This is a genomic window from Sagittula marina, assembly GCF_014196795.1.
GTDB lineage: Bacteria > Pseudomonadota > Alphaproteobacteria > Rhodobacterales > Rhodobacteraceae > Sagittula > Sagittula marina.
On sequence record NZ_JACIEJ010000007.1, the window covers coordinates 142,521 to 168,070 of the forward strand.

Annotated in this window: 21 protein-coding genes; 15 read left to right on the top strand and 6 right to left on the bottom strand. The window is 61.2% G+C overall.

Features of this window, described 5'->3' with window-relative positions:
* Positions 1 to 37: 37 nt before the first annotated feature.
* Positions 38 to 439 (top strand): DUF6314 family protein, encoded by a 402-nt coding sequence (locus GGQ68_RS14625; protein ID WP_183967249.1) that lies wholly within the window; start codon positions 38 to 40, stop codon positions 437 to 439.
* 165 nt (positions 440 to 604) lie between these two features.
* Positions 605 to 1,909, top strand: a complete 1,305-nt coding sequence (locus GGQ68_RS14630; RefSeq protein WP_183967251.1) for a DUF3422 family protein — start codon at positions 605 to 607, stop codon at positions 1,907 to 1,909.
* 66 nt (positions 1,910 to 1,975) lie between these two features.
* Here the strand turns inward: GGQ68_RS14630 and GGQ68_RS14635 are convergent, their stop codons facing one another.
* The 4 genes from GGQ68_RS14635 to GGQ68_RS14650 form a co-directional block, all read right to left on the bottom strand.
* Positions 1,976 to 3,025 (bottom strand): YeeE/YedE family protein, encoded by a 1,050-nt coding sequence (locus GGQ68_RS14635; protein ID WP_183967253.1) that lies wholly within the window; start codon positions 3,023 to 3,025, stop codon positions 1,976 to 1,978.
* Positions 3,026 to 3,318: 293 nt separating this feature from the next.
* On the bottom strand, positions 3,319 to 4,320 hold the full coding sequence (locus tag GGQ68_RS14640; RefSeq protein ID WP_183967255.1) for an ABC transporter permease: 1,002 nt from the start codon (positions 4,318 to 4,320) through the stop codon (positions 3,319 to 3,321).
* Positions 4,313 to 5,338, bottom strand: a complete 1,026-nt coding sequence (locus GGQ68_RS14645) for an ABC transporter permease (RefSeq protein WP_183967257.1) — start codon at positions 5,336 to 5,338, stop codon at positions 4,313 to 4,315. The genes GGQ68_RS14640 and GGQ68_RS14645 overlap by 8 nt, the downstream gene beginning before the upstream one ends.
* 105 nt (positions 5,339 to 5,443) lie before the next feature.
* On the bottom strand, positions 5,444 to 7,144 hold the full coding sequence (locus GGQ68_RS14650) for a peptide ABC transporter substrate-binding protein (RefSeq protein ID WP_183967259.1): 1,701 nt from the start codon (positions 7,142 to 7,144) through the stop codon (positions 5,444 to 5,446).
* Between the two features lie 373 nt (positions 7,145 to 7,517).
* On the opposite strand from GGQ68_RS14650, the gene GGQ68_RS14655 reads away from it, so the two are divergent.
* The 8 genes from GGQ68_RS14655 (at position 7,518) to mltG (ending at position 17,576) form a co-directional block, all read left to right on the top strand.
* Positions 7,518 to 9,353 carry an ABC transporter ATP-binding protein gene (locus GGQ68_RS14655; protein ID WP_183967261.1) on the top strand — a complete coding sequence of 612 codons (1,836 nt, stop codon included), beginning with the start codon at positions 7,518 to 7,520 and terminating at the stop codon, positions 9,351 to 9,353.
* Positions 9,354 to 9,477: 124 nt separating this feature from the next.
* A complete protein-coding gene (gene argE / locus GGQ68_RS14660) occupies positions 9,478 to 10,638 on the top strand; it encodes an acetylornithine deacetylase (protein ID WP_183967263.1) in 1,161 nt (386 codons plus the stop codon).
* On the top strand, positions 10,635 to 11,975 hold the full coding sequence (locus tag GGQ68_RS14665; RefSeq protein ID WP_183967265.1) for an NAD(P)/FAD-dependent oxidoreductase: 1,341 nt from the start codon (positions 10,635 to 10,637) through the stop codon (positions 11,973 to 11,975). The genes argE and GGQ68_RS14665 overlap by 4 nt, the downstream gene beginning before the upstream one ends.
* 128 nt (positions 11,976 to 12,103) lie before the next feature.
* Complete coding sequence (locus GGQ68_RS14670; protein WP_183967267.1) at positions 12,104 to 13,264, top strand: M20 aminoacylase family protein; 1,161 nt, start codon at positions 12,104 to 12,106, stop codon at positions 13,262 to 13,264.
* Positions 13,264 to 13,962 carry an SDR family oxidoreductase gene (locus tag GGQ68_RS14675; protein ID WP_183967269.1) on the top strand — a complete coding sequence of 233 codons (699 nt, stop codon included), beginning with the start codon at positions 13,264 to 13,266 and terminating at the stop codon, positions 13,960 to 13,962. Before GGQ68_RS14670 ends, GGQ68_RS14675 begins: the two co-directional genes overlap by 1 nt.
* 83 nt (positions 13,963 to 14,045) lie before the next feature.
* Positions 14,046 to 14,861, top strand: coding sequence for a glycosyl transferase (locus tag GGQ68_RS14680; RefSeq protein WP_183967271.1), 816 nt, complete (start codon positions 14,046 to 14,048; stop codon positions 14,859 to 14,861).
* A gap of 195 nt (positions 14,862 to 15,056) precedes the next feature.
* The gene (fabF, locus tag GGQ68_RS14685) at positions 15,057 to 16,319 is read left to right on the top strand and encodes a beta-ketoacyl-ACP synthase II (RefSeq protein ID WP_183967273.1); all 1,263 of its coding nucleotides are present in this window, start codon (positions 15,057 to 15,059) and stop codon (positions 16,317 to 16,319) included.
* A 99-nt stretch (positions 16,320 to 16,418) separates the two neighbouring features.
* Complete coding sequence (gene mltG / locus GGQ68_RS14690) at positions 16,419 to 17,576, top strand: endolytic transglycosylase MltG (RefSeq protein ID WP_183967275.1); 1,158 nt, start codon at positions 16,419 to 16,421, stop codon at positions 17,574 to 17,576.
* Positions 17,577 to 17,635: 59 nt separating this feature from the next.
* On the opposite strand, the gene GGQ68_RS14695 is transcribed toward mltG, so the two are convergent.
* Positions 17,636 to 18,331 carry an alpha/beta fold hydrolase gene (locus GGQ68_RS14695; RefSeq protein WP_183967277.1) on the bottom strand — a complete coding sequence of 232 codons (696 nt, stop codon included), beginning with the start codon at positions 18,329 to 18,331 and terminating at the stop codon, positions 17,636 to 17,638.
* Between the two features lie 187 nt (positions 18,332 to 18,518).
* On the opposite strand from GGQ68_RS14695, the gene cysS reads away from it, so the two are divergent.
* From cysS to GGQ68_RS14710, 3 genes are all read left to right on the top strand, one after another.
* Complete coding sequence (gene cysS / locus GGQ68_RS14700) at positions 18,519 to 19,946, top strand: cysteine--tRNA ligase (RefSeq protein ID WP_183967279.1); 1,428 nt, start codon at positions 18,519 to 18,521, stop codon at positions 19,944 to 19,946.
* Positions 19,947 to 20,057: 111 nt separating this feature from the next.
* On the top strand, positions 20,058 to 21,674 hold the full coding sequence (gene cimA / locus GGQ68_RS14705) for a citramalate synthase (RefSeq protein WP_183967522.1): 1,617 nt from the start codon (positions 20,058 to 20,060) through the stop codon (positions 21,672 to 21,674).
* Complete coding sequence (locus tag GGQ68_RS14710; protein ID WP_183967281.1) at positions 21,671 to 22,450, top strand: squalene/phytoene synthase family protein; 780 nt, start codon at positions 21,671 to 21,673, stop codon at positions 22,448 to 22,450. The genes cimA and GGQ68_RS14710 overlap by 4 nt, the downstream gene beginning before the upstream one ends.
* A gap of 32 nt (positions 22,451 to 22,482) precedes the next feature.
* On the opposite strand, the gene GGQ68_RS14715 is transcribed toward GGQ68_RS14710, so the two are convergent.
* On the bottom strand, positions 22,483 to 23,706 hold the full coding sequence (locus GGQ68_RS14715; RefSeq protein WP_183967283.1) for an MFS transporter: 1,224 nt from the start codon (positions 23,704 to 23,706) through the stop codon (positions 22,483 to 22,485).
* 414 nt (positions 23,707 to 24,120) lie between these two features.
* Between GGQ68_RS14715 and GGQ68_RS14720 the strand changes: the two genes are divergently transcribed.
* Both GGQ68_RS14720 and GGQ68_RS14725 read left to right on the top strand, forming a co-directional pair.
* On the top strand, positions 24,121 to 24,753 hold the full coding sequence (locus GGQ68_RS14720) for a DNA-3-methyladenine glycosylase family protein (RefSeq protein ID WP_183967285.1): 633 nt from the start codon (positions 24,121 to 24,123) through the stop codon (positions 24,751 to 24,753).
* An 86-nt stretch (positions 24,754 to 24,839) separates the two neighbouring features.
* Entirely contained in the window at positions 24,840 to 25,505 is a 666-nt protein-coding gene (locus GGQ68_RS14725; RefSeq protein ID WP_183967287.1) for an alpha/beta hydrolase, read from the top strand.
* The last annotated feature ends 45 nt before the right edge of the window (positions 25,506 to 25,550 follow it).

A 25,550-nucleotide genomic window follows, 5' to 3' on the forward strand; every position in this document is an offset into this window, starting at 1 on the left:
GCTGGCGCGTCATTTGGCGCAATGCTAGGCGAGGCAGATGACACGAAACTTGACGGATTTTCTGGGGCGCTGGCAGATTGCCCGCGAGATCGCGCACAGCGATGGCACGCAGGCCAGGTTCGCTGGGACGGCTGTATGGACGCTTGGCGAAAGCGGCGCCGACTATGTCGAAACCGGTGTTCTGGAGATGGGAACGGCGCGGTTCAACGCCGAGCGGCGCTATCGCTGGACGGACGCGCTGGAGGTCTATTTCGACGACGGTCGCTTCTTTCACGCGGTGCCGCAAAGTGGCGGACGTGCGAGCCATTGGTGTGATCCTGACCAATATGATGTGACTTATGAGTTCGCCGATTGGCCGCGGTGGCGGGCTGTATGGCGGGTGCGTGGGCCGCGCAAGGATTATACAATGATCAGTTGCTACACCCCAGACGCAGGGTAACATTATGTTTTGACAGGCTTTTGCGACGAGGGGTGCCGTTTGCCGGTCGCAGGTATACCGTTGCATTCCGCTAAGGCTTTGAAAAGTATGTTTAAACGGCTTTACCTTGCTGCGGCATTGCGGCATTGAAGAGCTGTGTCACTGACCACGGGAGGCTGGCCAACGATGTCGCCGATCCAGGATCACCAGCTGCGCTACAAGCTGGCCAATGAGCTGCATGCGCGGCCGTTCCCCTCTCTGACGTCCCCCTGCCGGGCGGTCTATCTGGCCGTGAAGCAGCCCAAAGATGCGGCTACTCGGGATCGGGAACTTGATCTGCAGCACCTGAAGGAGTTGCTTGATCGCTACGACGCAGCTCACCCGCAGCCCGGCGCGACGCATTTTAGTGCGCGCATCGGACAGAACACTCTGAAGTGGGAACAGCATACCGAATTCGTGACGTACACGATCTTTCTGCCGGGCTTGGGGGAGCGGCCTTACGATCCGGCGGATTTTGAGGTTTTTCCAGAGGAATGGCTGGTGCGCGCCCCTGGCGTACGCGTGACATCTGCCATGATCCGGGTCGAACGACGCATCGAGGATGAGGAAATCCGCAAGCGGCTTGAGGACTGGATGGTTCCCGAAAGCATCGCCGTGTCGGATGTGATCGACAACGAGGCGGTGATTGCCGGAGATTTCCGGATCGATACAAACGGGCATCAACGCTTTGCGGTCTTCGCCAAATCCGACGTCGGCTCGCGCCGTATCGGGCGCATTGTGCAACGGCTGTGCGAGATCGAGACATACAAGGCGATGTCGATGCTCGGCTTTACCCGTATGCGCGAGATTGGTCCGCGCATGGGCGAAATCGACATTCAGCTCACACGCCTGATGCAGGTCATGACCGAGGGCGAGAGTGAGGGCCACGAAGAGGCGACTTTGAAGGCATTGCTCTCGGCTTCGGCGGAGCTGGAGAATATTTCGGCAAAGGTGTCCTTTCGCCTTGGTGCGACGGAGGCCTATGAAGCCATTGTCATGCAGCGCATTGCGGTGCTGCGGGAGGAACGGTTCCAAGGGCGGCAAACGTTTTCAGAGTTCATGATGCGGCGCTATGATCCCGCAATGCGGACGGTGAAATCCTCTGCCCGTCGTTTGGAAAGCATGACCGAACGCGCCACCCGCGCTGCGGATTTGCTGCGAACCAGGGTGGAGGTTGGGCGGTCTGCCCAGAACCAGCAATTGCTCAAGAGCATGGACCGACGCGCAGAGCTGCAGTTGCGATTGCAACACACGGTGGAGGGTCTTTCCGTGGTGGCGATCAGCTATTACGCCGTGTCTTTGGTGGGCTATGTTCTGTACCCGCTGACCGACCTGTTCGGGGTTTCAAAGGGAACATTGACCGCGATCATTGCTCTGCCGGTGGTCTTCGCGGTCTGGCTGGTGATCCAGCGCATCAAGCATCATGGCAAAGATGGTGGGCCGGATCTTTGAACGGCTATTGAATATAAAGAAGGGGGCCGTTGGCCCCCTTCTTTTATCCTTGTGAATGCGGTTCGCTTATTCGGCCGGCTGTAACGCACCCGATGGGGCGCGGTTCAGTGCCGCATGTGTGACCACAGCGCCAGCTGCGATGGCGGCGATGGCCAGCAGGGCCGACAGACCAAGGGTCGGGACACCCGACAGACCCGCACCCACGGTGCATCCACCCGCCAGCACGCCGCCAGCCCCCATCAGCACGGCGCCGGTCAGATAGCGCCCTGTTTCGCGTGGGGAAGAAAAGCTCTGCCACGCCAGACGGCGGCCCAGAGCGGCGGACAGGAAGCCGCCCACCAGTACGCCACCAATCATGCCTGTTCCGAACCCCGCCGGGATCGACGTTGCGGCAATGAACCAGAACAGCGTGTCCGACCATGTGGAGGTGAAGGCGAGGCTCTCCATTGCGACCGGATCAAAGTCATCAAAGAGGATGAAACCTGTGCCGACCCACGCGATGGGAACCAGCAGGCCCAGCAGCGCTGCACCGATGAGGGTCACGGGGCGCGCGCCGGAGCGGGCCACGATCAGCAGCGACGCGATCGCCAACAGGGCGGTCCAGACTGGCGCGCCACCCGGCAGGGCGGCGAGGGATGTGCTGTCCCCCAGCGGAATGGTGAAGGAGCCGAGCGTGGTGCGGATCGGCGCTGCGACGCCTTTGAGCAGCGCGTGGGCGGTTATGGCGAAGACAACCAGCACCGTCAAACCACGCAGGTTGCCGGTCGCGGTCAACACCGTCAGGCGAGAGGCACAGCCACGGGTCAAGACCATGCCAGCGCCGAACAGCAGGCCACCGACCAGAATAGCGACCCACGGCAGATCTGGCGCAAGGAAACGGTGATCAGCGAAACTGATATAGCCCAGGGCCACGGCCGCCTGTGTGCCGATCAATGCGGCGGCGAGGGCCGCGAACCAGACGCCAGAGGCGGCCCGGCGGTCCTCGCCCACAAGCGCGCGGCGAAAACAAAACTTCGTACGTTCCGCAAGAATGCCGAAGGCCAAGCCAACGAGAGCAGCGAAATAGACCGCCGCCTCAGGGGCGGTGAGGTTTTCAAAGCCGAGGGATTCGTACATGAGGGTGCCTCCGGTTGGACCGATTTTGCTAATTGGCGCAATTGTCCCCCGTAATCAATGTCTGGCGCCACCTGAACAGCGAGCCTGCATGGGACATTGTTCCATAGCCAGCGGTCGCAGCGAGACGCTCCCGTACTGTGCGGAGGGGAAAAGGCGCGACGTTTCAGCGAAATCGGTCAGCGCGGGTCGCTTGTTCTTTTTTGACACGGCTGTCTGGAACGTGGGTGCGTTGCGTATCCAGCGCAACGAGTGCCCGCCGCCGCACATGGCGGTCGCGGCGGCGGGCTTTAGGATCAGCGTCCGCGAATGCGCGGATCGAGCGCATCACGCAAGCCGTCACCGAGATAGTTCACCGACAGAACCGTCAACGAAATGGCGATGCCTGGCAGCATGACCCGCTCGGGGAAACGCTCCATCCTTTGCACTGCGTCGGCCAGCATTTTGCCCCAAGTGGGAAAGTCAGACGGGAAGCCCACGCCAAGGAAGCTCAGCGCCGATTCAGTGATGATCGCTGTAGCCAGACCCAGCGCCGCCGACACAAGAATGGGCGAGAGCACGTTTGGCAGGATATGCCTCCGGATCAGCTTGCCGGGTGTCGAGCCGATGGACCGGGCCGCGAGCACGAACTCGCGCTCCTTGATGGCCAGAACGTCGCCGCGCACGATGCGCGCCGTCGGCATCCACGAGGTGATCGCCACGATGGACACGATCAGGATGAACATCCCCCCCTCAGGCCCGAACCCGGCGCGCAGGGGCTGGCGGAACAGTGTTACCGCCAGCAACAACAGTGGCAGGATCGGCAGCGCGAGAAAAAGATCCGTCAGGCGCATCAGCACACCGTCCAGCTGCTTGAAGAAGCCTGCCAGAACGCCCACTGCGGTGCCGATGAGAACAGACAGGAGCATGGCCGCCCAGCCCACTGCCATGGAGGCGCGCCCGCCCGCCAACATCTGCGCAAGGTTGTCCCGACCCAACTGGTCCGAGCCCAGCGGCTTGTTCCAGCCAACCTTGGCCGAACTGTCCCAGAGCGCGGTGTAGATCGGGCGAAAATCCTTTGCCCGAATGTCGAGCTTTTGCGGATCTACGGTGTAGATGTAGGGACCGACGAGCACGGCCAGCGTGATGAAGGACAGAAAGCCAAGGCCCAGCATGGCGCCCTTATGCTTGCGAAACTGGCTCCAGATGTCGCGCCCGCGCGAGGTGGGCGGGGCGACTGGCCCGTCATCGGTAAGCGCGCCAATGGCCTGCGGCGAGGAGGCCGCCAGAATGAGGTCGTCCTGAGGGCTGTCAGTCATAGCGGATCCTCGGGTCGAGCAGGCCGTACAGTATATCTGCGATCAGGTTGAAAACCACGATCAGCACGGCAAAGATAAAGGTCAGCGTCATGACCATCGGCAGGTCATTGGCGAACAGGGCGGTCAGCAGAAGCTGCCCGATGCCATTCACCTTGAACACGGTTTCAGTGATAATCGCACCGCCAAAAATCGCGGGAATTCCCAGCGCGATGACTGTAATGACTGGGATCATCGAGTTGCGCAGCACGTGGACATTGACGACCACGGCCTCTGACAAGCCCTTGGCGCGGGCGGTGCGGACGTAATCCTGCCCCAGATTGTCCAGCATGGAGGCGCGCATGTAGCGCGACAGCTGTGCGGTGATCTGAAAGGCCAGAACCATCACGGGCATTGTCATTTGCTTGACCTGAAACCCGAACGATTGCCAGTCATTCACCACGTGCGTGGTGTCATAAATCGAGGGCAGCACCGGCAGCCACCATGTCTCCAGCGAAATCACGGAGAAGATCACGATCAGCAAAGGCCCGGTGAAAAACGGCGGGATTGAAAAGCCAATCATGGTTACGAAGGTCCCGGCCTGATCAAAGACCGAATACTGCCGGTAGGCGGAATACACGCCGATGGGCAGCGCGATGAGGATCGCCACGACATAGGCGACGCCGACGACCCAAAGCGTCTGAGGGATGCGCTGAAGGATGATGTCCATCACCGGGGACCGCGTCTGCCATGAGATTACGCGCAGCTTGCCCTCTGCCAGTGAGGTGCCAAAGATCCAGTCGATAAGGACCTGTGGCTCGATCCAAAAGACCTGCACCAGCCATTTCCAGTATTGCACCAAGGGCGGCGCGCCGAGACCAAGCGCCTCGCGCATCTTTTGTTTGACGTCAGGCGGCACGGTCAGGGGAACCTGCGCCATGGGATCGCCGGGGGCGAGTTGCAGCAACATGAAGATGACGAAGCTGATGAAGAGCAGCGTCGGGATCGCAAGGATCGTCCGTCGCGTGGCGTAGGTGAGCATAGCGCGCGTCTGCCCTGTTGTGGTCGTTTCATTGGGGAAGGTGGCGGATCTCAATCCGCCACCGCCGAGGGTGGCTTAGGTCGGGATCAACCCCGACCTAACTGGTCACTCCTTGATGCGATACCAGTCCGCAACGTTCCACAGCTCGGAATCCCAGACGTTCAGAATCACGCCACCGAGGGTGTTGGAATGTGCCGACAGGCGACCACGGTGGACCAGCGGGATCAACCCGCCGCGCTCGTAGGCGATCTGGCTCAGCTTGCGGCCAATCTCTTGACGCTTTGCAAGGTCGGCGGTCTTGGTCAGCTCCGTGTGAAGCGCGTCGTATTCCTCATCGCAGAAGCGCGAGATGTTCTCTCCCTGCCACTGAGTATCGGGGCGCGGAGCCGTGTCGCACAGACCGTGGCCCAGGTAGGCTTGAGGGTCAGTGCCATTGAACGTGTTGGCGTACATCTCGACATCGGCATAGAACTTCTGGAAAGTGTCGGGGCTGCCTGCGTCACCGCCGAAGAAGACAGAACCGTCAACGTTGCGCAGTTCGACTTCCATGCCGATCTGCTCCCACCAATCCTTGATCAGCGCCTGGAAATCCTGACGCACGGCGTTGGTGGAGGTCTGGTACAGGATGCTCAGCGGCACGCCGTCCTTTTCACGCACGCCATCGCCATCGGTGTCGACGATGCCGGCGTCATCAAGCATGGCCTTCGCGCCTTCGATGTCCTGTGTTCCGCAGTCCTCGTTCTGATAGGCAAAGGCCTCCGGCGCGGGCACCCAGGAACAGGTCACTTTACCCGCTTGGCCGTAGCCCACTTCGACCAGCAAGGGGCGGTCGATGGCCATGGACATGGCTTTGTAGACCGCCGGATCGCTCAAGAAGGGGTGCGGACGGATCACCGACCGTTCGTCCGGGCCAAGCGCCGGATCGGGGTTGGTGTTGTTGAGCATGATGCGTTCCATAAGCGGGCCAAAGCCTGCAACGGGTTTGCCTTGACCACCGGCTTCCATCTCAGCGATCACATCGGGCGCAAGCTGCAGGTTCCACGCGTAGTCGTACTCGCCGGTCTGCATCACTGCTCGGCCCGCGCCCTCTGCATCGCCGCCGCCCTTGAAGGTCACCTTGGCAAACGCGGGTTTTGCCGGATCGCGGTAATTCGGGTTGGCGGAAAGCGTGATCACGTCGTTGGGCTTGAACTCGTCCACGACGAAGGGGCCGGTGCCGATCGGGTTGAAGTTCTGCTCCGTGCAGGTGGAGGCCGCCGCGCCAAGGCACTGTTCAAACTGCGCTTTTTGCAGGATCGGGCTTTCGCCGCCGACAAATGCCGTGAACGGATAGGGGGTCGGCTCGTTGAACGTCACGACAACGGTCAGATCGTCGGGTATCTCGACCGAGGCCACCGGCTCGAACTTGGTCAGCTGAGCGCAGCCGCCCTCGGGGTGGGTGCAGTATTCGTAGGTGAACTTCACGTCTTCGGAGGTGAAATCGCTGCCATCGGACCATTTCAGACCCGGCGTGATCTTCCATGTGATCTGGGTGAGATCCTCGCTGATTCCACCGTTTTCGACGGTGGGAATTTCATCGACGAGCCACGGCACCAGATCGCCAGCTTCATTGAAACGCGCCAAGGGTTCCACGATCAACGAAGAGGACTCCGTATCTTTGGTGCCGCCCGACAGGAACGGATTCAGGATCGAAGGGGCCTGCCAGTATATAATCTTGACTTCGCCGTCGGCACCGCGTTCTGCGAAAGCAGCGGGCGCAAGCGCGGCGCTGGCCACCGCACCCAGCATCAGGGACTTGAGGGTCATGCATCTCTCCATGTTGATCGGGGCCGTGTTGATCCAGCCCGCGTTGTTTGTAAGGGAAAGCTGAAACGGACATCGTTGATCTGGCAACCCGCAAAATGCTGTCTGTCGCGAAAGACATCCCCATACATCAATCATCGAAGCCCGCGGGCGCTCAAAATGCAAGCATTCGGAGGGAGAGGCGTGAATGTTTTTGACCTTGTGGTCAGAATCATGACGCTGATCTTGCGACCCGTCGCAGCCCTGAAATGTGTGCGGACTCAAGGGGTAAAGGTATATCCAAGGCGCGCAAGTCCGCGCGGCCGCGATTAGAACGCCTCTTTACACCCGGCAGCCCGGGCGCCTAGCCTTTAAGCAGACGACAGGGAGCCTTCTGATGCTTGACGACACTTCCACCGCGCAACCCGTTGCCCGCATCGAGAACCTGCGTGTCGAATTCCAAACCAAAGCGGGCACAGTTGCCGGCGTCAAGGACGTCTCTTTTGAGATTGGCGCCGGAGAGACGGTTTGCGTTGTCGGGGAATCTGGATCGGGGAAGTCTGTTTCCTCCCTCGCCTTGATGCGCTTGATCGAATATGGCGGCGGCACCATTGCGGGTGGCAAGCTTTTGTTCGATAGCCGGGATCGCGGGCCGCTGGACCTTGCCGATCAAAGCCAGCGCAACATGCGTGACATTCGCGGCAACGAGATCGGCATGATCTTCCAGGAGCCGATGACCGCGCTCAACCCGGTGTTCACCGTTGGCAGGCAACTGACCGAAGGGCTGCGCGTGCATCGCGGCCTGTCGAAGGCCGAGGCTCGCGCCGAGGCGCTGTCGCTACTGCAACAGGTGCGAATCCCTGAACCCGAGCGGCGGTTGGATCAGTACCCGCACGAGCTGTCCGGCGGTATGCGACAGCGCGTGGTGATCGCCATGGCGCTGGCCTGCAAGCCGCGTCTGCTGATTGCGGACGAGCCGACCACCGCTCTGGACGTGACCATTCAGGCCGAAATCCTCGCCCTTATCGATCGTCTGAAGCGAGAAACCGGTACCGCCGTGATGTTCATCACCCACGACATGGCCGTTGTTGCACAGATGGCCGACCGCGTCGTGGTCATGTTCCGCGGCAACAAGGTCGAGGAAGGCACCGCCGAAGAGATCTTTGAACGCCCGCAACATCCCTACACCAAAGCGTTGCTGGCTGCTGTGCCAAAATTGGGCGAGATGTCCGGCACCGATCTGCCGTCACCCATGAAACTGGTGGGGCAGGAGAGCCGAATTCCTGCACCCATTCCCGGAAGCACGGAGGTTTTGCTCAAGGTCGAGAACTTGACGACGCGCTTCGCTGTAAAGGGCGGGCTGATGCGCCGCACCGTCGCCAATGTACACGCGGTGGAGGATCTTTCGTTCTCTGTCAACAAGGGCCAAACCCTGTCCTTGGTGGGCGAATCCGGCTGCGGCAAATCTACTGCGGGACGGTCGCTGCTACGCTTGGTGGAGCCATTGTCCGGCAAGATTGATCTTGATGGCACGGATGTCATGGCGCTTTCACAATCGGGGCTGCGCAATGCCCGACGTGAGATGCAGATGATCTTTCAGGATCCCTTTGCCTCGCTCAATCCGCAGATTCAACTGGCTGATCAGGTGGCGGAGCCTTTGTCGAACTACGGCGTTGGCTCCCGATCAGAGCGTCAGGATCGCGTTGCGATGCTGTTCGATCGAGTGGAATTGCCGCGCAGTTTCATGCAGCGCTATCCGCACGAATTGTCGGGCGGTCAGCGCCAGCGGATCGCCATCGCCCGCGCTTTGGCGCTGAACCCCAAGCTGATTGTGGCGGATGAGGCTGTGTCTGCTTTGGACGTGTCGGTGCAGGCGCAGGTCGTGAACCTGATGATGGAACTTCAGGCGGATCTGGGTTTGGGTTACGTCTTTATCTCGCACGACATGGCGGTGGTGGAGCGTGTCTCGCACCACGTGGGGGTTATGTATCTGGGGCGCATCGTTGAGATCGGCCCGCGCCGCGCAGTGTTCGAGGATCCACGCCACCCTTACACACAAGCCCTGATGAAGGCGGTTCCCATCGCCGATCCAAAGAAGCGTAAGTCCGAAAAGGACCTGCACTTCAAACCGATCCCTTCACCAATCCATCCCGTGGGATACGAGCCTGCTCCCTCCGTCTATAATGAGGTGAGTCCCGGCCACTTCGTATTGGAAACGGACAGCGGTTACTGACGTCCGTTTTGCTTGCGGTGTTTGAAGATATCCTGATACGGCTTTGATAACGCGTGTATAATCTGCACAATGCAGCGGTATTTTTGGCGCGCTGCAGGCCTGAAAAACGAAAAGAGAGATGACTATGACGGAACGGCTTAGCCCGCGCGCGATATTGGAAAAGCTGGTCAGCTTTCCCACGGTTAGCCGCGACCCAAATGGCATGCTGATCGACTGGGTGGCGGGCTATCTGGCCGAACACGGGATTACGGCGCATGTGGTTGAAAAGCCCGGTGCACCGGAGTGGAAGGCCCTCTTTGCCCATGTGGGGCCAGAGGTCGAGGGCGGCGTGGTGCTGTCAGGTCACACGGACGTGGTGCCGGTAGACGGGCAGACATGGGACACGGACCCTTTTACCCTGACCGAACGCGACGGGCGGCTTTACGGGCGTGGGGCCTGCGATATGAAAGGCTTTGACGCGCTGGCGATCTGGGCATTGGTGGAGGCGAAGTACGCGGGTGTACGCCGTCCGCTGCAGTTGGCGCTGTCTTATGACGAGGAAATCGGCTGCACCGGCGTGGTCGACCTGATCACGGCCATGACCGACCTGCCGCGCGCTTCTGACGTAATCGTGGGCGAACCGACGATGATGAAAGTGGTCACCGGCCACAAGGGTGGCCTGTCGTATTGGGTGCATGTCCACGGCTTCGAGGTGCATAGTTCTCTGCTGCACACAGGCGTGTCCGCCATCATGTGGGGCGCAAAGCTGATCGAATGGGCCAACGCCATGAACGATGCCGCCGCTGCAAGGATGCCTGAGGGCATCGCGGAGCAGTTCAACCCACCTTACACCAACGTCCACGTTGGGCCGATCAGCGGCGGCACAGCGCATAATATCACTGCCAAGGACTGCGAGTTTGGCCTTGGATTCCGCGTTGTGCCGGGGGAAACTCTGCAACAATATGATGCGGTTCTTCGGAAGGAAATCAACGAGCTAACAGGCAAGATGAAGGCAGTGCGTGAAGAGGCGTGGATCGAGGTGACGGAACGTTTCAGCCTGCCACCGTTCGCGCCCGAAGCCGACAACGGGGCAGAGGCGCTGGCCCGCCGGCTGACCGGCGACAACTCGGACAATTTCGTCAGCTACGCAACCGAAGCCAGCCACTTCCAGACCGCCGGCTACAAGGTTGCGGTCTGCGGCCCGGGGTCCATCGAGGTGGCGCATCAACCCAACGAGTACCTATCGCTGACACAATTCGCAGAAGGACAGGCCTTCATGACGCGTCTTGTCGCGGAGGTGTCATGAGGTTCCCTTTGACGCTCGCCGGAGGCGAGCACGCCGCTGATTTGCCGGAGGCGGTTGACCTGGTGGTCATCGGGGGCGGCGTCATCGGCGTGTGTACAGCCCTGTACGCTGCCCGCGGTGGGGCGTCCGTTCTGCTGCTTGAAAAGGGTCGCGTGGCGGCAGAGCAATCCTCGCGCAATTGGGGCTGGATCAGGGTGCAGGGCCGCGACATGGCGGAAATCCCGATTGCGCTGCAGGCCCAAGATCAGTGGCGTGATCTGGATGCTCAGTGTCATGGGCGTCTGGGGATCGAAACGGTCGGCGTGACATACCTCGCCGAGACCGACGCCGATATGGCCGCTTACGAGGAATGGCTGCAAGAGGCCAGGCCGCGCGGCGTATCCTCCGAACTGTTGGAGCGCAAGGCTGCCGCTCGACTGATGCAATACCCCCACGCAGGATGGCAGGGGGCGCTGCACACGCCAACGGATATGAAGGGTGAACCGTGGGTGGCTGTGCCGGAACTGGCCCGACTTGCGGCGTCCGAAGGGGTTATGATCCGCGAGAAATGCGCGGTGCGCGGGCTGGACATGCGCGCCGGTCACATGGCGGGCGTCGTGACCGAGGCCGGCCGCGTGCGGTGCGAGCGCGTGGTACTGGCGGGCGGTGCCTGGTCCTCGCTGTTCCTGCGCCGCCACGGCGTGTTGATCCCGCAGCTCTCGGTGCGCTCTACTGCGCTGGCGACGACCCCGGTCGCAGATCTGGGCGTTCCGGCGGGGGTGGATACTGACGTTGCTTTTCGCCGACGCGCCGATGGCGGCTACACGCTGGCACCCGCAGGCTTTGCCGAATTGTACACCGGGCCTGACACGCTGCGCCATCTGCCCACCTATCTGAAACTTGCACTGGAGGCGTCCTTCGACGTCTGGCCGCGCGGCACACAGACAAAAAACATGCCGGACGCGTTCGGCACACCGCGCCACTGGACCGCGAGTGAACAGAGCCCGTTTGAACGCTGTCGCATCCTCGATCCTGGTCCGAATATGAAAATGGCTGCCGCTACGCTGGAACGTTTTGAAATGCTCTATCCGCAGCTTGGCCCGCTGCGCTCGGCGCGCATCTGGGGCGGAATGATCGACGTCTTGCCGGATGTGGTGCCGGTGGTCGATCAGGTCGACGCGCTGCCCGGTCTGGTCGTCTGCACAGGCATGTGCGGTCATGGTTTTGGTATCGGGCCGGGCTTTGGCCGTATCACTGCGGACATTGCAATGGGCCGCGACCCGGACGCCGACCTCGACCGTTTCCGCCTCAGCCGGTTCAGCGATGGCTCCCCCATGGTTCCCGGGCCGAATATCTGACCGCCGCCCCGCAGCCTTTTCCGTTTGATCAAAAAACCGGCGGTGAATGCTTGCACTCCGTATCCATCCGTCTACGCTTTGACGAAACGGGCGGTGCGGCCCAGACGACACATCCATAGGAGACAAACATGCCTGTCAAGAATCGCTTTGCCGAGTTGCAGGACGAGATCACGCGGTGGCGTCGGGACATTCACGAGAATCCCGAAATCCTCTTCGAGACACATCGCACAAGTGCGCTTGTGGCGGAAAAGCTCAGCGCCTTCGGCTGTGACGAGGTTGTGACCGGCATTGGCCGCACCGGCGTGGTGGGCGTGATCAAGGGCAATGGCTCCAGCGACAAGGTCATCGGATTGCGTGCGGACATGGACGCGCTGCCGATCACCGAGGCGACCGGCGTCGACTATGCGTCAAAAACCCCCGGTGCGATGCACGCCTGCGGCCACGATGGCCACACGGCCATGTTGCTCGGGGCGGCGCAGTATCTGGCCGAGACGCGCAACTTCGACGGCACTGTTGTCGTGATCTTCCAGCCCGCCGAAGAAGGCGGCGGCGGTGGCAAGGAAATGTGCGACGACGGCCTGATGGAGCGGTTTGGCGTGCAAGAGGTCTACGGCATGCACAACTGGCCCGGCCAGCCCTTGGGGTCCTTCGCCATTCGTCCTGGTGCGTTTTTTGCGGCGGCTGATCACCTTGAGATCACCGTGACGGGAAAGGGCGGCCATGCTGCCAAGCCACATGAAACGGTTGATCCCACCGTCTGCGCGGCTCAGATCCTGACGGCTTTGCAAACCATCGCCAGCCGAAATGCCGATCCGGTCAGCCAGATTGTCGTGTCGATCTGCTCATTCGAGACCTCTTCACACTCCTTCAACGTGATCCCTTCATCGGTGCATATGATGGGCACCGTGCGTACCCTGTCGCCGGACAACCGTGACATGGCAGAACAGCGCATAGCCGAGATCGCGAATGGCGTTGCAGCGGCCATGGGGGCAACTGTCGATGTCCATTACAAGCGCAATTACCCGGTCATGGTGAACCACGACGAACAGACCGAATTTGCCGCCGATGTGGCGCGCGCGGTGGCGGGCGAATGCGCTGATGCACCCTTGGTCATGGGGGGAGAAGACTTTGCCTTCATGCTCGAAGAACGTCCCGGCGCGTACATCCTTCTGGGCAATGGCGACACCGCCCCGGTGCATCACCCGGAGTACAATTTCAACGATGATGCCATCCCGGCCGGCTGCTCTTGGTGGGCAGAGATTGTCGAGCGTCGGATGCCGTTGAACTGATGCCCATCGCGATGGTGACAGGGGCCGCGCGCGGGATCGGGCGCGGCATTTGCGACCGGCTTGTGGCCGAGGGTTGGGAGGTTCTGGCGCTGGATCTGTCGTTCGAGGACACTTCCTCCGGCACGCAGATCAAATGTGACGTCTCTGACGAGGCTTCGGTTGCGGCGGTGTTTGAGGAGTGCGCTCGAACCTTGTCTCCGGGGCTGGATCTTCTGGTGAACAATGCCGGGGTGGCGGGGCCTGAAAGCGGTCCGGTGCAGGATCTGTCGCTCGACAGTTGGAATCGCTGGATCAGCGTGAACCTGACCGGGGCGTTTTTGATGGTGCGCTCCGCGGTTCCACATCTCAGACGCGCGAAAGGGGCTGTGATCAATATGTCGTCCACCCGCGCGCACATGGCCGAGCCCCACACCGAAGCCTATTGTGCCTCCAAGGGTGGGATCGAGGGTCTGACGCAGGCGCTGTCTGTGTCACTAGGGCCGGAGGTGCGTGTAAATGCCATCGCGCCGGGTTGGATCGTGACAGGCGACGTCCAGGATCTCACGGAAGAAGACCACGCGCAGCATCCCGTGGGCCGCGCCGGTCGGGTGGAGGATGTGGCGGAGGCGGTGCTTTATCTGGCCCAGGCGGGCTTCACCACTGGGCAGGTGCTGACGGTGGATGGCGGTATGACGCGCAAGATGATCTATGCCGAATAGGTCAGCGCGTCGGTATGGATAGGGATAGACCGAAAACAGCTTTGACACTGGCGATACCGCGCGCGGAGCGTTAGAGAGCGCCCATGACTCAGATCCAGACCTCTCAAGCCGTAAATATCATGTGCATCAAATGGGGCACTCTGTTTGGCCCCGAGTATGTGAACCGCCTCTATTCCGGTGTGCGCCGCAACATGTCACGGCCCATCCGGTTCTTCTGCATGACCGAACGCGGCGAGGGCCTTCACCCCGAGATCGAAGTTCTGGACCTGCCGGTCGAACCCTATGCCGAGCCCATGGCCGCCGCGTTGAAGGTCGCCAATCGCCAGGGGGCCATGCGCAAGACCTCGCTCTTTCGCCGCGATCTGGTCCCCGATCTGAAAGGGCCCGTGCTGGGATTCGATCTGGATGTGGTGATCACTGGCAACCTCGACGACATCCACGACCTTGCGCCGGGCACGATTGCAATGCGTCACGACTGGGTGGAAAAACGCAAAGGCCGCCCGACGGGCCACGGTTCCGTCTTCCGCTTCGATCCGGCGCAGCACGGATTCCTCTATGATGACCTCGCCGCCGATACCTACAAGGTGGTTGAGAACGCGCGCGGCTCGGAGCAGCGGTACACCTCGCACAAGGCTATGGAAAACAACTGTTTCACCTATATCCCGGAGCAGTGGGTGGTGTCATTCAAATACGACTGCAACCCGTTCCCCGGCAACTGGCTGCGCCCGCCGCATTTGCCAGCGGATGCGCGGGTGGTCTGCTTTCACGGGCGCCCCAAGATGCCCGATGCGGTCGAAGGGTGGAACGGGTCGCTGATCCGCCACTCCAAACCCTGCGGCTGGCTTCGGGACCACTGGATCGACCGCTCGCGCGCCGATCTTGGCGATGCCTGGGCCTGACACGCCAGGCTGCTGAACGCCAAAGCCGACCCCGCTCTGGCCTCTTTGCTGAGACAGAGACTCCGGGGGAAGGCGAGGCACGTGCTGAGGCTGTAGCTCCCCGGCTCACAATGCAGTTGCAGCGTGTCATCTGCTTGCCCCGGCGGGGCTAACCACGCTAAGAGACCCGCGCGATAGTTAGAGGAGAGCAGCGTCATGACACGTCGCGTTGTCGTTACCGGACTGGGATTGGTCACGCCGCTGGCCTGCGGAGTCGAAGAAACATGGAGCCGTCTGCTGGACGGCCAGTCCGGAGCGGGCACGATCTCGCGCTGGGATGCCAGCCATCTGGCGACGGATTACGCCTGCGAGGTGCCGTTTGGCGATGGCACCGATGGCACTTTCAACATCGATGACTGGATGGACAAGAAGGAAGCCCGAAAGGTCGACACCTTCATCCAGTTCGGCATCGCTGCCGCTGAACAGGCGGTGAAGGATTCCGGCTGGGCCCCGACCGAGGATGAAGACCTTGAACGCACAGGCGTGCTGATCGGGTCCGGCATCGGTGGTCTGGCCTCCATCGCGGACACGGCTGTGCTGATCAAGGAGAAGGGCCCGCGCCGCGTGTCGCCTTTCTTTATCCCCGGCGCGCTGATCAACCTGATTTCGGGCAATGTCTCGATCCGCCACGGGTTCAAAGGTCCAAACCACGCGGTCGTCACCGCTTGTTCCACCGGGGCGCATGCCATTGGCGATGCGGCGCGGCTGATCAAATACGGCGATGCGGATGTGATGCTGGCTGGTGGCGCCGAGGGCGCGATCTGCGAGATTGGGATCGCGGGCTTCAACGCGTGCAAGGCTTTGTCGACCAAACGCAAGGATGACCCCAAGGCGGCATCGCGTCCCTACGACGCGGACCGTGACGGTTTCGTCATGGGCGAAGGCGCGGGCGTGGTGGTGTTGGAAGAATACGAACACGCCAAGGCGCGCGGCGCGAAGATCTACGCCGAAGTCTGCGGCTACGGTCTGACCGGCGACGCCTACCACATCACGGCCCCGTCCGAGAGCGGCGAGGGTGGCGAGCGGTCGATGAAGGCCGCGTTGCGTGACGCTGGGTTGCAGCCGTCGCAGTTGGATTACATCAACGCGCACGGCACCTCGACCATGGCCGACACCATCGAACTGGGCGCGGTTGAACGCATGCTGGGCGATGCTGCGTCCAAGGTCACCATGTCGTCGACGAAATCCATGACGGGCCACCTGCTGGGCGCGGCGGGTGCGATCGAGGCGATTTTTTCCATCCTTGCGATCCGCGATCAGGTGGCGCCCCCGACCATCAACCTTGACAATCAGGCTGTCGCGACACCGATTGATCTGGCCCCCAACGCGAAGCGAGAGCGGGAGATTGCCTATGCGCTGTCGAACAGCTTTGGTTTCGGTGGCACAAATGCCAGTGTGATCTTCGGCAAGGTCGACTGACATCGACAGGTCCGGCGGCGCGATACATGTGCCGCCGGGAGGCTTCGGCAGAGGGCATCGGGCGCAGATCCGGGGCCGCAGTGAAAAGGGCATTGGATCATGTGGCGCAGTATCGCCTCCAACGCGTTGACCCTTCTGGTCGTCGCGCTTTTTCTTTTTGGTGGAATTCTTTTGTGGGCGCGCGGTGAATACGCGGCGCAAGGGCCTTTGGACGCGCCGATCTGTCTTGAGGTGCCGCGCGGCTCAAACTTCAGCCGTGTGTCTGAAAACCTTGCCGATCAGGGGGCGATCAAGAGCGCCATGATGTTTCGGGTGGGCGCGGACTATACGGACAAGTCTCAAGAGCTGAAAGCCGGGTCATATCTGATACCGGAGAAGGCCTCGATGGTGGAGATCACCGACGTGATCACCCGCGGCGGTGCGTCCACCTGCGGCACCGAGGTTGTGTATCGCATCGGTATCGCGCAGGCCACCGTTCAGGTGCGTCAGATCGATCCAGAGACCGGCCGCTATGAGACAATGGCGCAGTTCAACCCCTCCGAGGAAACGGCCCCCGCTGAATACACCGACGTTCGGGACGCGGGTGACACCCGCTACCGTGTGGCACTGGCCGAAGGCGTAACGAGCTGGCAGGTTGTGCAGGAATTGGGACAGATCGACATCCTCGAGGGGACTGTCGAGGTGCCCCAAGAGGGCAGTCTCGCCCCAGACAGCTACGAGATCGGGCCGGGCGACACCCGCGCCAACGTGATTGAGCGGATGCAAAACGCGCAGGAGGTCATACTGGCAGAGGCTTGGTCCAATCGTGCAGAGGGTTTGCCTCTGGAAACACCGGAAGACGCGCTGATCCTTGCCTCCATCATTGAAAAGGAAACCGGCAACGCCGAGGAGCGCGGCGTTGTGGCCTCGGTCTTTACCAATCGTTTGGAAAAGGGCATGCGGCTGCAAACCGACCCGACGGTGATCTATGGCGTGACCGAGGGCAAAGGCGTCCTGGGCCGTGGCCTGCGTCAGTCTGAATTGCGCGCGGAAACCCCGTGGAACACCTATGTCATCGCTGGTTTGCCGCCGACCCCCATTGCCAATCCGGGCCGGGCGTCCATTCAGGCGGCGCTGGATCCTGAAGATACGGACTTCGTCTACTTTGTCGCGGCGACGCTGGACCCTTCGGACGGACACCTGTTTGCGGAGACGTTGGACGAGCACAATCGGAACGTGGCGGCCTACCGCGCGTTAGAGGCAAACCGGGATAATTGATGAGATCGGCGGATCGGGACTCCTGGCAAAGCCAGATCGCCCGCCCGCCGACCCGGACCTCAAAAAAGATCTTCGCAGGCCGCTAGGGTGCTGTAATGACCAAGGCCATCGTGCCGATGTAGCGTGGCGTTCGAAAGATGTTCTGCCAATGCTTCGGACATGGCAAAGGGCGCCCAGCGGTCCTCGGTCCCGTGGTGCAGATCGACCCGACAACGGATATAAGGCAGGTGCCCGGCCCACGGCTGTACATAAGCGGCCATCTCTCTCAGATAGACAGAGCGGTGGGCGGTGAGCCCCTCGGTGATTGCCTGTGTCACGACGCGTCGGGTCGGAGCTTCTGAGAATAGCGCGCGATCCGCGGGATCAGCATCCCGTGTGAGCAATTTCATGAGCAAGGCAGGCGAAACGCGGGCGAGCGTGCTTTGCACCGTTGTCAGCGCCGACAGCTGAGCGTGACTGCGCGCCATGCGGAACACCGACGCCCCCGCCATGTGTGGAAGAAAATCTCCGAGCTCCAAAGGCGCTGCGGCAGAGATCAGCGTCAGCCGTGCGACCTTCTTTGGTACCAGCGCCGCAAGCCTCAGAGCGCAAGGCGCACCAAGCGAAAACCCGACCAAATGCAGCGGACCATCGGGCAGGCGCAACGCCAATTGAGCAAAACTTCGGGCGTCTCGATCCAATGTCTCGATCTTCCATCCGGGAAGGGCTTGTTCCGCGGCGCTTCCCGGCAGACCGTGCAGGTAGATCGGTGTCATTCAGAACGCTCCTGTTTGAAAGGGCTGGGCTTTGCACAGCGTCCGTGCTAAGGGCTTCGCCATGACCACCGTAGCCATCATTTTCTGCTGCATTACTCGCTGACATTGTCGGTGGGCCGGTCTCCTATTCCCTCTCAGAGATGAAGTTGCTAAGCCCGCCGCGAGCCCATCGCCCGAGGACTTTCGCATGGACATCAGACTGACCAATTCAAAGACCCGCAGCAAGGAGGTCTTTGCCCCGCTCGATCCGCAAAATGTACGCATGTATGTTTGCGGGCCGACGGTCTATGATCGCGCGCATCTGGGCAATGCGCGGCCTGCCATCGTCTTTGACGTGCTGGCGCGGCTGCTTCGGCATCACTATGGCGCAGACCATGTGACCTACGTGCGCAACTTTACCGACGTTGACGACAAGATCAACGCGCGGGCCGCAGAGGCTGGTCGCTCGATCGGCGAAATCACCGCGGAAACAACGCAATGGTATCTCGACGATATGGGCGCTGTGGGCGTGTTGGAGCCGGATCACATGCCGCGCGCCACGGCTTATATCGGTGAGATGGTCGCCATGATCGAAGAGCTTATCGCCAGGGATCACGCTTACGCCGCCGAAGGCCACGTGCTGTTTGCAGTGGACTCGTGGAAGGGCGGCTATGGGCGTCTGTCTGGTCGCTCTGTGGATGACATGATTGCGGGCGCGCGGGTCGAGGTGGCGCCCTACAAGCGCAATCCGATGGATTTCGTACTTTGGAAACCGTCTGATACTGATGTGCCGGGTTGGGAGTCGCCTTGGGGCCGTGGGCGGCCGGGGTGGCATATCGAATGCTCGGCGATGTCCAAGGCGCTGCTGGGCGAGGTCTTTGACATCCACGGCGGCGGCAATGACCTGCTGTTCCCGCACCACGAAAACGAGATCGCGCAAAGCTGCTGCGCCAATGGCACCGACCAGATGGCGCAGGTGTGGCTGCACAACGAGATGTTGCAGGTCGAAGGCAAGAAGATGTCCAAGTCGCTGGGCAACTTCTTTACCGTTCGTGATTTGCTGGAGCAGGGCGTTCCGGGAGAGGTGATCCGTTTTGTCATGCTATCGACGCATTACCGCAAGCCAATGGACTGGACTGCGGAGAAGGCGCGGGACGCGGAGAAGACTCTGCGCGAGTGGCGGGGCCTGTTGACGGGTGTCGCGCCATCCCAGCCGAACGAAGATTTGGTCACGGCAGCCGTGGCCGATGACCTCAATACGTCTTGGGCGATCACCAATCTCAGGCAAATGGCCAAGACACTGAAACATGTGCAATACCATCAACATCACCAGACCGCACCGCTCACACAAAGCGCAGAAGTGGTTGAAGCCGAGTTTCTCGCGAGTGCGCGATTGCTTGGTCTACTGGAGGAAGATCTTGGCGGCTGGCTGGATGGACCGATCATCGACCTTTCTTCCTATACCGCCCGCATGGTGACTGCACGCGAAAAAGCGATGAAAACTAAGGACTTCTCCGGCGTCGATGCGATGAAACAGGCGCTGATCGCGGCGGGCGTCGAGGTGCGTATGTCCAAGGCGGGGGTTGAGCTGGTGCCCGGTCCGGGCTTCGACGCGGCGAAGTTGGAGCAGATCTGATGTGTCTCGAAACGGGTGCCGTCGCATGTGGGGGCAGCCCCGACACCCCCGGAGGTATTTGGAACGCAAAGAAGCAGGTGCAGTGCGCGGCTGGCTTCAAGGAGGATCATGATGGAGCGTGAGAAGCTTTATCTGTATGACACCACGCTGCGCGATGGGCAGCAAACGCAGGGTGTGCAATTTTCCACGGCAGAAAAACTGCGCATCGCCGAGGCGCTTGATGTGCTCGGTGTTGACTATATCGAAGGCGGTTGGCCCGGTGCGAACCCGACGGATTCCGCCTTCTTTCATGAGGTGGGTACCACGCGTGCAACCATGACGGCCTTCGGCATGACCAAACGCGCGGGTCGTTCTGCGGAGAATGACGATGTTCTTGCCGCCGTGATGAACGCAGGGACGCCGGCGGTCTGCCTTGTCGGCAAGAGTCATGATTTTCATGTGACCAAGGCACTGGGGATCACACTGGACGAAAACGTGAAGAATATTCACGCGTCAGTCGCACATCTGGTCGCCTCCGGTCGCGAAGCGCTTTTCGATGCGGAGCATTTCTTTGACGGGTACAAGGCCAATCCAGATTATGCCGTCGCATGTTGCAAGGCTGCGCTGGAGGCCGGCGCGCGCTGGATCGTGCTTTGCGATACCAACGGTGGGACGTTGCCGCATGAAATCGGTCAGATCGTAGCCGAAGTCATCGAAAAAGGGGTGCCGGGTGACCATTTGGGCATTCATACGCACAATGACACGGAAATGGCTGTGGCGGGCAGCCTCGCCGCCGTGGACGCGGGCGCGCGACAGATCCAGGGCACGTTGAACGGCTTGGGCGAGCGCTGCGGCAATGCCAATCTGACGGCCATTATTCCGACGTTGCTGTTGAAGGAACCCTACGCCAGCCGTTTCGATACGGGCGTCTCCATGGAAGCGCTGGAGGGTCTGACGCGCGTCTCGCGCATGTTGGATGACGTACTGAACCGCGTGCCGTTCAAACAGGTGGCTTACGTGGGCGCTTCGGCCTTTGCCCATAAGGCTGGGTTGCACGCCAGCGCGATCCTTAAAGACCCTTCGACCTATGAACACGTCGATCCCGGCGTTGTCGGCAATCGGCGCGTGATCCCCATGTCCAATCAGGCTGGCCAGTCGAACCTGCGCCGTCGTCTGGTAGAGGCCGGGATCGAGGTGGAACCGGGCGATCCGGCATTGTCCCGGATCCTTGATCGGGTCAAGACACGCGAATCCGAAGGCTACTCCTACGACACGGCTCAGGCATCCTTCGAGTTGCTGGCGCGGGAGGAATTGGGCGTGTTGCCTGAGTATTTCGAGGTTAAGCGCTATCGCGTCTCCGTCGAGCGGCGAAAGAACAAGTACGACCGCATGGTCAGCCTCTCCGAGGCGGTGGTGGTGATCAAGATCGACGGTGAAAAGAAGCTGTCTGTCTCTGAATCCATGGATGAGGAGGGCAATGACCGTGGACCTGTAAACGCGCTGTCGAAAGCCTTGGCCAAGGATCTGGGCCGCTTTCAGGACATCATCGACGATATGCGATTGGTGGATTTCAAGGTCCGCATCACGCAAGGCGGGACTGAGGCGGTCACGCGGGTGATCATCGACAGTGAGGATTCGACGGGTCGACGATGGGCGACCGTGGGCGTGTCCGCCAACATAGTTGACGCTTCGTTTGAGGCGCTGCTGGATGCGGTGCGATGGAAGCTGGTCCGCGCGGGGGCAACATGATCGAGCAGGGCTCTGATCTCTGGAATTGCGCGGCGCAGGTTGAGCGGACCGATCCTGAGCGGTTCGCCTCTGCCATGGCGGCGCCGGTTGCGGCGCGCGCCGTACTGTTTCCGCTCTATGCTTTCAACGCCGAAGTTGCCCGCGCGCCATGGGTCACCGCGGAGCCGATGATCGCCGAAATGCGCTTGCAGTGGTGGCGCGATGCGCTGGACGAGATCGCCACCGGCGGAGCGGTGCGGCGGCACGAGGTTGTCGTGCCGCTGGCGCAGGTTCTGGATGCCGAAGGGTGCGCCGTGCTCGACAGGTTGATCGAGGCGCGGCGGCTGGACATAGAAAAAGCGCCCTTCGATGATGAGGACGCGCTATGGCGCTACTTGCAGTCCACCGGTGGCGGGCTGATGCAGGTGGCCGCAAGATGCCTGGGTGACCGGGACGGGCGCGCAGCGCACAGTCTGGGAACCGCGGTTGGCCTGATGCAATACCTGAAGGCCGTCCCGGAGCTGGAGGCCAAGGCCAAGCTGCCATTGCCGGATGGGCGGCACGAGGCGGTGCAGCGTTTGGCAGAGCGTGGGCTGCAGGAAATCCGCGTCGCACGTCAGGCCCGCGCCGCGGTGCCCAAATCGGCCCGCGTGGCGTTTTTGCCCGGAGCTTTGGCTGTAACCGTGCTGCGCCGGGCAAAGTCCGACCCGGACCGCGTGAAGGCCGGAGCCTTGATGCCCTCAGAAGCGACTGTTCGATTGATGCGGCTCAAAACAGGTTTCTTGGGCGGCTTCTGATCGACTTTCTGAACGGCAGATGCGCGGCCGGATCAGGCCGTCGCGTCGTCCTTGGGTCGGAGCCAGAGCCAGATCAGCGCTCCGCCCGCAAGCACCAGGAAGGGCGCCATGGCGAGGTTGACCATCGTCCAGCCTTGCACAGGTGAGCCGCCCGAGCAGTTCATCAGCCCGCCAGACGCCAGCGATGCAAAAGTCACCCCACCAAAGACAATCAGATCGTTAAGGCCCTGCATCCTGCCACGTTCATGCGGTTCATGTGCCCCTGCAAGCATGGAGGTGGCCCCGATGAACCCGAAGTTCCATCCCAATCCCAGCAGCACCAGCGTCACGAAAAACTGGTTGAGGTCAACGCCAGACAAACCGACGGCGCCTGCGCTTGCCAAGATGAGCAGCCCCAGCCCCATGATGCGTTCGACGCCGAAGCGGGCGATCAGGTGGCCGGTGAAAAAGCTTGGCGCAAACATCGCCAACACATGTGCTGTCACAACATTTGCGGCGTCGTTGGTCTGATACCCACAGCCGACAACAGCAAGCGGGGTTGAGGTCATGACAAGGTTCATCAGTGCATAAGAAACGGCGGCGACGATCACGGCCACGGCGATGCGCGGTGTTTTAAGCAACTCCATCCGGGAACGCCCCACGGGGGCATCTTCGGCAGGGACAGGTGGTTTGGGAATGTCGAGGAACAGGAACAGAAGCGCGCCGACCACGTTGATGGCGATGACTGCGGCGTATGTCCCGAGGAAGGGGATGACATAAGCGTCTGCGGTAAATTTTACCAACTGCGGACCGATGATCGCCGCGGCCAGACCGCCCGCCATGACGTAGGAAATCGCCTTGGGTCGGAACGCGTCAGAGGCCGTATCGGCGGCGGCGAAGCGGTAGAACCCTTGCGCAGACATGTAGACGCCCGTGACCAAAGACCCCAACATGAAAATCGGAAAGGAAGCCGTGAACAGGCCGTAGGCGCCGATGGCTCCGCCCAATGCTCCCGCGGCTGCACCAAGCGCAAAGCCTGCGCGACGTCCATATTTCTGCATCATGGCAGAGACAGGCGTCGCGGCCAGCATCGACCCCAGAACGATCAGCGAAATCGGTATGGTCGCAAAACAGGGATTGGGTGCGAGACTTTGACCAGCGAGCCCCCCAATCGTGAAAATCATAGGCATCTGCGCACCAAGGATGGCCTGTGCCAGCACAAGGACAAACACGTTTCGGCGCGCGCGGGAGTCGATTTGGACGGTCTGGTCAGTCATGGCCAAAGTGGTAGGAGCGGGCAGGGGATATCACAAGGGGCGAATGTGTTTCGGGTACAATCCGACAAGGTATCAGAGTGTGATGGGCAAGTCCGAATGTTTGCTGAGAGCCTTTTGACTGCGCGTTTCCGGGCTGCTTTTCCGCGAGTATGCGGATGCCAGAATTTCCCGCCACTAGGCCGCCCCATGCCGCCTTTCTCTGAAAGACACGTGAGGGCATCATTCTCGGAAACAGACCCATCGAAAGCTGGCGCACCTTTAAGCGGCTTCGGGGAGGGCTGGCCCAAAAGTCGGTCTCATGTTCAATTTCGATCTGGCAGCGATCAAATTGCTCACTGCGGATGGTGCATAAGGCGTCGAAGGCAGCGATTGGGGTGGCTTGACGGCAGGGCCCGCGCAGGGTGATGAGGGCACATGACAGTTGGACGGATCATTGAAAGCGATGCTTGCGTGGCGGAAGGGGCGGCCTGGCTCGCGGCGCGTGAACCGCGTTTTGCCAGAGCGTTGGAGGAAACCGGGCCGCTGCCCTTGCGGCGCAGGCCAGATGGGTTCGCGCATCTTCTGAGCGCAATTGTCAGCCAACAGGTCAGCGTGGCCTCTGCCCGTGCGATCTGGGCGCGGTTGGATGCGGCGGGCATGGTGTCACCGGAGGCCGTTGCGGCCGTTGGCGAGGACGATTTGCGCGCGCTGGGACTGTCGCGGCAAAAAGCGTCCTATGCTTTGGCGCTGGCCGGGGCCGGGATCGATTATGATGCCTTGCGTCACATGCCCGACGATGAGGTGGTAAAGACATTGGTCGCCGTTAAGGGCATTGGCGTCTGGACGGCAGAAATCTATGCCATGTTCAGCCTTGGCCGCGCGGATGCTTTTGCCCCGGGTGATCTGGCGTTGCAGGAAGCCGCGCGCATGTTGTTCCAGCTCGACAGCCGGCCTAAGGAACGCGCCTTACGCCAGATGGCGCAGGATTGGTCGCCATGGAGATCTGTGGCGGCACGGTTGCTGTTTGCCTATTATCACGTGGCGAAAAAGCGCGAAGGGCTGGCCTGACGGGATTTGCCCTCGCAGAGCGGCGCGCAGAACGGTATCGCTGATGCAAAGCGCCGGAGAGGCGCAAAACCTGCAAGGAGACCGAGATGACACGGGTATTGAACACGCAGCGCAAGGAACCGGTTTCGGGGGAGACGCGCTCCTGCGTGGTGTTTTTGCATGGCTACGGCGCGAATGGGGCAGACCTTTTGGGGCTGGCCGATCCGCTCGGGGAACACCTGCCTGACACTTTGTTCCTGGCGCCCGATGCCCCTGAAAACTGCGCTGGCGCGCCGATGGGCTTTCAGTGGTTTCCGATTCCCTGGATCGATGGATCTTCCGAGGAAGAGAGCATGGCCGGCATGTCACGGGCCATCGACGATCTGAACGCTTTTCTTGATGCGCTGATGGTGGACGAGGATCTGTTGCCGGAACAGGTCTGTCTGTTCGGGTTCAGTCAGGGAACGATGATGTCGCTGCACGTGGGCCCACGCCGAGAGGATGAGCTGGCGGGAATTGTCGGTTTCTCTGGCCGTTTGTTGAATCCGGAATTGCTGGCCGATGACGTGCAAAGCAAACCGCCGGTCCTGCTGCTGCATGGCGATCAGGATGATGTTGTCCCTGTGCAGTCTTTGCCAGAGGCGGCGGAAGGGCTGCAAGCGGCGGGCTTCAAGGAGGTCTTCGGTCACGTGATGAAGGGCACCGCGCATGGCATCGCACCTGATGGTCTGTCGGTGGCGCTGGCCTTCATCCGGGACAAATGCGGCTTTTGATTTTTTGGCGGAAGGTCGCGCAATCGCGGCCTTCACGCAGACGTG

Coding starts and splice junctions, on each gene's coding strand:
- GGQ68_RS14625 (WP_183967249.1), top strand. CDS start 38: ATGACACGAAACTTGACGGATTTTCTGGGGCGCTGGCAGATTGCCCGC.
- GGQ68_RS14630 (WP_183967251.1), top strand. CDS start 605: ATGTCGCCGATCCAGGATCACCAGCTGCGCTACAAGCTGGCCAATGAG.
- GGQ68_RS14635 (WP_183967253.1), bottom strand. CDS start 3,025: ATGTACGAATCCCTCGGCTTTGAAAACCTCACCGCCCCTGAGGCGGCG.
- GGQ68_RS14640 (WP_183967255.1), bottom strand. CDS start 4,320: ATGACTGACAGCCCTCAGGACGACCTCATTCTGGCGGCCTCCTCGCCG.
- GGQ68_RS14645 (WP_183967257.1), bottom strand. CDS start 5,338: ATGCTCACCTACGCCACGCGACGGACGATCCTTGCGATCCCGACGCTG.
- GGQ68_RS14650 (WP_183967259.1), bottom strand. CDS start 7,144: ATGACCCTCAAGTCCCTGATGCTGGGTGCGGTGGCCAGCGCCGCGCTT.
- GGQ68_RS14655 (WP_183967261.1), top strand. CDS start 7,518: ATGCTTGACGACACTTCCACCGCGCAACCCGTTGCCCGCATCGAGAAC.
- argE (WP_183967263.1), top strand. CDS start 9,478: ATGACGGAACGGCTTAGCCCGCGCGCGATATTGGAAAAGCTGGTCAGC.
- GGQ68_RS14665 (WP_183967265.1), top strand. CDS start 10,635: ATGAGGTTCCCTTTGACGCTCGCCGGAGGCGAGCACGCCGCTGATTTG.
- GGQ68_RS14670 (WP_183967267.1), top strand. CDS start 12,104: ATGCCTGTCAAGAATCGCTTTGCCGAGTTGCAGGACGAGATCACGCGG.
- GGQ68_RS14675 (WP_183967269.1), top strand. CDS start 13,264: ATGCCCATCGCGATGGTGACAGGGGCCGCGCGCGGGATCGGGCGCGGC.
- GGQ68_RS14680 (WP_183967271.1), top strand. CDS start 14,046: ATGACTCAGATCCAGACCTCTCAAGCCGTAAATATCATGTGCATCAAA.
- fabF (WP_183967273.1), top strand. CDS start 15,057: ATGACACGTCGCGTTGTCGTTACCGGACTGGGATTGGTCACGCCGCTG.
- mltG (WP_183967275.1), top strand. CDS start 16,419: ATGTGGCGCAGTATCGCCTCCAACGCGTTGACCCTTCTGGTCGTCGCG.
- GGQ68_RS14695 (WP_183967277.1), bottom strand. CDS start 18,331: ATGACACCGATCTACCTGCACGGTCTGCCGGGAAGCGCCGCGGAACAA.
- cysS (WP_183967279.1), top strand. CDS start 18,519: ATGGACATCAGACTGACCAATTCAAAGACCCGCAGCAAGGAGGTCTTT.
- cimA (WP_183967522.1), top strand. CDS start 20,058: ATGGAGCGTGAGAAGCTTTATCTGTATGACACCACGCTGCGCGATGGG.
- GGQ68_RS14710 (WP_183967281.1), top strand. CDS start 21,671: ATGATCGAGCAGGGCTCTGATCTCTGGAATTGCGCGGCGCAGGTTGAG.
- GGQ68_RS14715 (WP_183967283.1), bottom strand. CDS start 23,706: ATGACTGACCAGACCGTCCAAATCGACTCCCGCGCGCGCCGAAACGTG.
- GGQ68_RS14720 (WP_183967285.1), top strand. CDS start 24,121: ATGACAGTTGGACGGATCATTGAAAGCGATGCTTGCGTGGCGGAAGGG.
- GGQ68_RS14725 (WP_183967287.1), top strand. CDS start 24,840: ATGACACGGGTATTGAACACGCAGCGCAAGGAACCGGTTTCGGGGGAG.